Annotated in this window: 7 protein-coding genes; 6 read left to right on the forward strand and 1 reads right to left on the reverse strand. The window is 52.7% G+C overall.

What is annotated here, in order from left to right; genetic code table 11:
* From ACQY36_RS07615 to ACQY36_RS07630, 4 genes are all read left to right on the forward strand, one after another.
* Positions 1 to 221 (forward strand): hypothetical protein (locus tag ACQY36_RS07615; protein WP_428078664.1); only part of this gene is annotated, 221 nt, incomplete at its 5' end.
* A gap of 11 nt (positions 222 to 232) precedes the next feature.
* Entirely contained in the window at positions 233 to 1,339 is a 1,107-nt protein-coding gene (locus tag ACQY36_RS07620; RefSeq protein WP_428078666.1) for a hypothetical protein, read from the forward strand.
* Positions 1,340 to 1,462: 123 nt separating this feature from the next.
* On the forward strand, positions 1,463 to 3,247 hold the full coding sequence (locus tag ACQY36_RS07625; RefSeq protein ID WP_428072013.1) for an ABC transporter ATP-binding protein: 1,785 nt from the start codon (positions 1,463 to 1,465) through the stop codon (positions 3,245 to 3,247).
* A 181-nt stretch (positions 3,248 to 3,428) separates the two neighbouring features.
* Entirely contained in the window at positions 3,429 to 3,920 is a 492-nt protein-coding gene (locus ACQY36_RS07630; RefSeq protein ID WP_428078668.1) for a type IV pilin protein, read from the forward strand.
* 567 nt (positions 3,921 to 4,487) lie between these two features.
* Here ACQY36_RS07630 and ACQY36_RS07635 read toward each other — a convergent pair.
* Positions 4,488 to 5,171, reverse strand: coding sequence for a helix-turn-helix transcriptional regulator (locus tag ACQY36_RS07635; RefSeq protein ID WP_428078670.1), 684 nt, complete (start codon positions 5,169 to 5,171; stop codon positions 4,488 to 4,490).
* Between the two features lie 531 nt (positions 5,172 to 5,702).
* Between ACQY36_RS07635 and ACQY36_RS07640 the strand changes: the two genes are divergently transcribed.
* On the forward strand, positions 5,703 to 7,091 hold the full coding sequence (locus ACQY36_RS07640) for a YfcC family protein (RefSeq protein WP_428078672.1): 1,389 nt from the start codon (positions 5,703 to 5,705) through the stop codon (positions 7,089 to 7,091).
* A gap of 101 nt (positions 7,092 to 7,192) precedes the next feature.
* Positions 7,193 to 7,513 (forward strand): hypothetical protein, encoded by a 321-nt coding sequence (locus tag ACQY36_RS07645; RefSeq protein ID WP_428078674.1) that lies wholly within the window; start codon positions 7,193 to 7,195, stop codon positions 7,511 to 7,513.
* Positions 7,514 to 7,741: the final 228 nt, after the last annotated feature.

Here is a 7,741-nt window from a genome sequence, read left to right on the forward strand (position 1 = left end):
TATGGGCACCGGCCGGCAGTCTTTTTGTTCCTTTTTCTGCTGTCAGAAAAAGGAAGCAGAACCTTTTGCTTCTTTTAGAAATAAAAGAAGAAAGATATAAAAGGCTTGTATTGTTTTTTTTTTTTGATAAATTGGGGGAAGACCTATTGGGTCGTATCCCCTCGCACACCTCGTTTAAACTCTTCTCTCCGGGGATATTTAGGCCATTCCCATCAGGATGAAAGGAGTTTCTATGAAACGAGTTTTAACCGTCTTAGTTTTACTTTCCGGTACGTATATATTACACGCCGAACAAATGACGTTTGTTACCACCTTGTCTTCTCCGCTGGGTACATTCGCTCAGCTGGAAACGGCGGACTACAGCGCCACCACGTCCGTACCATTGTTAAACTTTTGTAATACGCGCGCGAGCGTGGGAACGGTGACGCTTAAAGGGGCAAACAGCTATTTACAAACGCTGTCTTTAAAAAACGGCGCCACCCTGGGCGGGAACACGCCGGAGTACCGTATTTCAGGTACGCTTAGCGTCAATAACAACAGCGAAGTAACGGGCGGGCGTCTGCTGGCGAATACGGCCACGGTGTCGGGAGCTTCATCGGCTAAAAGCAAAGTGGAAGATACGTTATATGCGGCCAGCTTGAAAGTAAAAGGCGCGAAAGCCGTCAATTTAACCATTCCGGGGCAGGTGCAGACCAGCGGCCAGGGCGGCGATGACGAGCTGGAATGGAGCAACATTTATACCAAAGATTACAAGTCAGACGGGAGCACGACGGGGAGTAATTCGTATACGTCTTATTTATTAAAATCAAAAGGCGGCACGGTGGTGGATTGTTCTACCGGGCCCGAAGGCAGAAGTAAAAAAGTGCAGGATTGTTCGTGCGGCGGCGCGCTGTATGCTTACTGGAGCACCAGCAAATGCGCATACGTGCCGGAAGAGGCCGTGGAGTTTGACATATCCTGCCGTATGTATAATTGCTCTTCGGACGACGGAAACCACATTCGCAACAGCGGCTGCAAACGGAATGACGGAATTTCCGTAGATGTAGATTTGTATGTGCTCCGGTATGACTTTTCTTTTGTATATGAATACACCGGTACCTGGCAATGGGAAAAGGCCGATACTTTATCTTCCGGCTGGGTGTGGACGGAATCGTGCGGCTGGCCGGACGGCCTTTGGCTAAATGATAACAGCTGTATACGGGGCTTTGCGCTGGACTCTTCCGGCGCGCAGAAGAAAACCGTCACGTGCGGCAACTGCCAGTACCTCGTAACTATGGACTCGGACTCCAGCGACGAAGACTGGGGTTCCAGTTACTGCTATGAGTCTATTTTTCGCTAAAAGGACGGCGGATACAAAAATCCCCGGTGCAGCCGGGGATTTTTTATGTATGCTGCCGGGGGACAATGTGCTTTTGAATTGTTATAATAAAAAATAGGTTAAATTTCCCCGGAGAAGTTATATATGAAAAACTTTTTTACCCGTCCCGTCGGCGAACTGGTTGCCAAAAATCCGTTTGTTGAAAATTATAAAAAAATGTGGCCGTTCGTAAAACCGTATTGGTTCCGCGCTTGTTTGGGCCTGGCGCTTGCCCTGCCCGTGGGCGCGCTGGACGCGACCGTCGCGCTGTTTATGAAGTATTACACCGACGATGTACTCGTAGCCAAAGACGCCGCCTTCGCCGCGTTTATTCCGTTGCTTATCATCGGGTTTGTGCTCGCGCAGAGCGTGCTGACGTATTTGGTGAAGTATTTAAACTCGTGGGTGGGCAATAAAATTACGCTGGACGTGCGCAAAAAACTTTTCCACAAGCTTTTAAGTATGCACAGCGGGTATTTTGACACGACCGACTCCGGCTACATCATGATGCGCTATAACGGCGACGCGGACACCGCCTGCAACGGCCTGATTAATAACCTGCGCATGATTATCACGCGCGTTTTCTCCTCCGTTACGCTTATTTTTGTGCTGTTCTACAACTCCTGGCAGCTGACGTTAATCGCCGTGGGGGCGTTTTCCGCCGCCGGCGCGCTGATTTTTATTGTGCGCAAAAAACTGGAAGAACTGGTGCGCAATACGGTGGTAATCGGTTCCATCGCCATGCGCGCGTACAACGAAACGTTCAACGGCAACCGCACCATCGCCGCGTATAACTTGCAGGAAGACCAGGAAATCCGCTTTAACCGGCTGATGGACGATATTTTCAACCTCAATATGGGTATGGTGAAGCATACGGGCTGGCTGTCGCCCGTGATGCATTTTATCGTTTCGCTGGGGCTGGCGCTGGTGTTCTGGCAGAGCAGCTCCATGATTGTAAAAGGTACGATTACCAGCGGTAACTTTACGTCGTTTGTTACCGCGCTTTTGATGCTCTACACGCCCGTTAAAACCATGGGCGACAATTATGTGGACATCAAAAAAGCCTTCCTGGCGATTGACCGTATTTTTGAAATCTTCTCGCTGAAAACCGCCATTTCCGACAAAAAAGATTCCCTGGAACTCAAAGGGCTTAATAAAGAAATCCGCTTTAAAAACGTTTCCTTCGCCTATAAACCCGGCGTATACGTGCTCAAGGACGTCAACCTGACGGTTCCCGCCGGAAAGACGGTGGCGCTGGTGGGCAACTCGGGCGGCGGGAAATCCACCGTTGTCAGCCTGCTGCCGCGCTTTTACAACGTAACCAAAGGCGCGATTACCATTGACGGCGTGAACATTGAAGATTTCACCTTAAAATCCCTGCGCGACCATATCGCCGTGGTGTTCCAGGACAACTTCCTGTTTTCGGGCACGATTCGCGACAATATCTTAATCGGCCGCCCGGGCGCGACGGAAGCGGATTTGAAAGAAGCCGTTAAAAACGCCCACCTGGATGATTTTATCCGCACCCTTAAGAACGGGCTGGATACCGAGCTGGGCGAGCGCGGCCTGACGCTTTCCGGCGGCCAGCGTCAGCGCGTAGCCATTGCGCGCGCGTTTATCCGTCAGGCGCCTATCGTGATTTTGGACGAGGCGACCAGCGCGCTGGACAACAAGTCCGAAGCCGTGGTGCAGAAAGCTTTGGACAACCTGATGAAAAACCGCACCGTGTTCGTGATTGCGCACCGCCTGTCCACGGTAGTAAATGCGGACAAAATCGTGGTGCTTAACGAAGGGCATATCGTGGAGGAAGGAACGCACGAGGAGTTGCTCAAACTGCCTAACGGCGCGTACGCTTCGCTCTACAACGCACAGTTTAAAAAGAAAGACTAACGGCTCCGCCATTTAAATAACTGCCCCCGGTTGCGCCGGGGGCAGTTATTTATGCCCCTGCGGGCCGCCAACTTTCGGGGATGACGACGTTTTTATCTGTCGCTTTTTAAAGAGCCTTGACGCGTTTTTTTTTTTTGATAAATTGGGAATATCAACTTATATAAATAGGGGGATATATCCCGTGCAAAAAAGCCTTGGATTTACGCTTATAGAGCTGTTGGTGGTGGTATTAATTATCGGTATATTGGCGGCGGTGGCATGGCCTCAGTACGAAGCGGCGGTGGATAAAGCCCGTGTAACTGGTTTTATTTTCCCCAAGTTAAAAGCTGTTTGCCAGGCCCAGCAAGTATATATCCTGGCCAATGGCAGTATGACGCATTCTTTTACGGATTTGGATGTGGATATTTCTGCCGGATGCAGGGTATCTAGCCTAAACGGAGGGACAAATAATATTTTAACTTGTAATGCTTACGGAAGGGAGTTTAATTTTTATATGATCCCCGGTAACGGCAATATAGCCTCCCACTATAGAACAGTGGCGTTTGACGTGTTTCCTTCAAGGCCTGGCTGTCAACTTCTGTGCCGTATTAATTCAAGTGATCCGTCTTCCCAGACCTTTTGCGCTCGGTTTGGAACGAGGGAATCTCCCTCTTCTCCTTACTACAGAATTTAAATTGATTAAATTTCCCGGGCTGAGTCAAGGGAGTTTGCTGCAGAGGCTTTTTGCGGTTTGTTTGGATGGCCCTCTTTTAAAGTGGGGGAAAAACAAATTTATGAAGTATTTTAGATAAAAAAGAGCCCTCCGCATTTATTCAACGCGGAGGACTCATTTAGTCGACTCTTCCATGATTTCTCACTTATCCCCTTGTTCGGGATTTGGCTGACAGTTAAGAATTTTGCGGCGTTACACGACGCTTGACGTCCGCTGCACCGCCCCATGTCCCTGGCGAATTCCCCTTACCCTCAGGTAACGGGCCCAGAGCTTGTGAAACGGTCTTTGCATGCCGAACAACCCCGCATCGCTGCACAATCCTCAAAGAACTCTTATTTTCTGCCTCCCGGCCTTCCGGCCCGCCACGCTCTTCGCGCCCGCGCGCCAAACAACCCGGAGCAGTTATCATCCGACCGCGCCGCCCGACATCAACAGGAAGGGCTGGCGCCCCGGGGAGTTTTCTGTCCGCCTCCCGCAGGGGGATACTGATAGTATAATGGAATTACGGCTAAAATCAAGGGGCGGAAATTACTCCGCGTCCGTTATTTTTCGCACCGCCGCGCCCACGGCTTGCACGCCCCCGGCGGGAAACGCTTGGGGCCGGCCGCCGTCCTGCGGGTGCAGTACGACGGATTCGCGTTCTTGGCGCACGCGTGCAATCAGGTGTCCGCCGCCGGTCCGAACGAGCATTACCGCGCCGTCTATTAATTCGCCGGCGGGTTTAATTAAATATAAATCGTCGCGCTGGGGCGTCTGCGCGTCCCGCACCAGATATTTGGCCCCGCGGGCCGCCCGGCGCGGAAGCGTCCACCATTCCACTACGTCGCTTTCATCATAGGCCGGATAGTCGTCCGGCACGCGGGCCAGAAGCGGCAGGGATACGCTGTTGCTGGCCCCTTCTTCTTCCGGCTTATTGTCAGCGCTGTAAGTATTTTCCGGGCTTTGCGCGTCGCGCAGCGACAGCGGCGCGTGCCGGGGCTGTAAATCGGGGTAAGTAGTGGTGGGGGCAAAGAGGCGCATCACGTCGTACGCGTCCAGCCCGAAGAGCTGCGCCATCTGCGCGGCGTAGCCTTTGGACGGACGCCTTTTGCCCGTAGCCCACAGCGCCACGGTGGCGGTGGATACCCGGAGGAGTCTTGCTAACTTTGCTTGTGCCCCGCGCAGAACGCCGCCGTTCCATTTTTCCAGTTGTTTTTCAAATTTATTTATCATTGGCTCCTCCCTGTTTAAATATAGGACCCGGTAGGTCCAAAAAAAACTTGACAAATACTAACAATACTTACTATACTAGCTCTATAAGAGGCGCCCTCAGCACCTCTTATCTTACGGGCGTACTTGGTTTTATTCTTCCACTATATGAGGAAAGTCCAAACACGGGGTGGTTTATCCTTATAAACCCGCGCCGCGCACGCGGCGTTTTGACTCCGTTACGTCCAGGCTGCGCCGTTCCGCCAGGAAAGCGTAAGTCTATTGTAGCAAATAAAAAGCCGTTTGGGTTAGCAAAGTTAAGATTTTGCGCGCGTCCGCCCCACGTGAAAAGGGTTTCCCGGCCGCCAAACTTGGCTTTGCGCCCGACGGCCGGAGAGGCTTATGGGTGTTCTTTTGCTAAAAGCGTTGGTAAGCGTTGTCGTGCTGCTGGGGCTGATCGGTTTTGTGTGTGATATGCTTGATTTTTTGGCCGGATAAGCCCGTTTATGCCGGATTTTTAGGCGGGGAAAAAGGAAAATAATCTATAATATATAAATGAAATCCGGATTTTCCCTTAACATTTACGGCCTGATTTTTTCAATTATGATTGTGATGGCCGTGCTGACGTATCTGCTGCCCGCCGGGCAATATGACACCGTCCAAAAGGACGGGCGTTCTTACACCGTGGCGGGTTCCTACCACCGCGTGGACGCCAACCCCCAGGGACTGGCCGCCGTGCTGACCGCGCCCGCCAAGGCGTTTGGCGACTGTGCCGACATTATTGTGTTTATTTTTATTACCGGGGCGATTTTTACCATTTTGGAGCGCACCGGTACGGTAAACGCCGTGATTCTGGGTACGAGTTATTTATTCTCCCGCCGCGAGCGGCTGAAGAAATTTTTTATTCCCGCCAGTATGCTTCTGTTTTCGCTGGGCGGGGCCGTATTCGGGATGGAAGAGGAAACGCTTATTTTTATCCCGCTGTTTATCCCGCTGGCGCTTTCGCTGGGGTATGATACGGCGGTGGGCGTAAGCATCCCGTTTTTGGGCGCGTGGGTGGGGTTTGGCGCCGCGTTTATGAACCCGTTTACCGTCGGCATTTCGCAGGGCATCGCCGAGCTGCCGCTTTATTCCGGCCTGGGATACCGCTTGATTGTGTGGGCCGTTTGTACGGCGGTGGTGATTCTGTTTGTTACCCTGTACGGCGAGCGGGTGCGCAAAGATCCTAAAAAAAGCATTACCTACGAAGCCGACCGGGAAAAACGCAAACACCTTCATTTAAACGTATTGGAAAAGCCGGAGTTTAAACGTTCGCATATTTTGATTTCCGTCGTGTTTGCGCTGGGGCTGGCGGGCCTGGTGTACGGCGTGGCCGTATACCATTGGTACATTATTGAAATTTCCGGCTTGTTTTTGGGCGTGGGCCTGCTGTCCGCCGTAATCGGGCGGCTGTCTTTAAACCAAACGACGGACGCCATTATTGACGGCGCGCGCAGTATGGTAAGCGTATCCATCATGCTGGCGCTGGCGCGGGCGATTGTGGTAATAGCTTCCGACGGCCGCATTTTGGACACGGTATTGCACGCCATCGCGCAGGGCATCGGGCACCTTCATCCGCTGGCCGCCGCGGAGGGGATGTTCTTCGCGCATATGTTTATTAACTTTTTTGTGGCGTCCGGCTCCGGCCAGGCCGTGCTGACGATGCCGGTGATGATTCCGCTTTCCGACCTGATCGGCGTGAACCCGCAGCTGGCCATTTTGGCTTATCAGTTTGGCGAAGGCTGGACGAACGCCGTCATTCCCACCGCGCCCGTTACGATGGCCGCCATCGGGATGGCCGGGATTCCCTGGCTGAAATGGGCGCGCTGGAACGTGCCGCTCCAGATTGTGCTGGCCGTTCTTTCCATGCTCTTGCTGATTCCGCCGTATTTACTTAACTGGTAGCTGTTTTTCTTACCTGAAAAAAGGCTCCCGCGCGGAGCCTTTTTTATTGTCCGCTCATCTGCCCGCCTTATTATGCCCGCGCTCCGCGGGAAGGAATGTGTATGCCCTCCGCCCAAAAACTGGATTTGGAAAACCGTATTTTTGCCCGCGCGGCGCGTGTGCGCGCGGAGGTGGACGGCGCGGGCGGGGAGCTGATCAGCCCGTCCCCGGATGCTTGCCTGCAGGTAATGCTAAGCGTATACAATGCGTTTTTTGCGGATGAAAACCGCGCGTTTTTGGGTCCCGGTCCGAAAGAGGAAAATGGATTATTTTGGCGGGAGTTTGAACGGGAACGCGTCTGCCTGCCCGGGCTTTGGCATAAACCGGGCGTGCCGTTTTTTATACAGGACTATGCCGCGGAACTCTTTTGGGCGGCGCGCTAAAGCCGGGCGGTGCGTTTGAGGAGGCGAACACAGCGCGGCTCCGTGTCAGCCGGGAAAAGCTCGTTGACGGCCCGGGGCCTTGCAGGCCGTGCAGATAAAGAACCGTCCCCTGGAAAACTTTTATATCCCCGAATGTTTCTCTCCCAACTATCTAAAAGTGCCGTATTTTGCTGAACCCTGGCCAGGCCAGATTGCCTGCCCCCGGCAAGGGGGTTGATTTGTTTTTTT

The organism is Candidatus Avelusimicrobium alvi, assembly GCF_958451995.1.
GTDB lineage: Bacteria > Elusimicrobiota > Elusimicrobia > Elusimicrobiales > Elusimicrobiaceae > Avelusimicrobium > Avelusimicrobium alvi.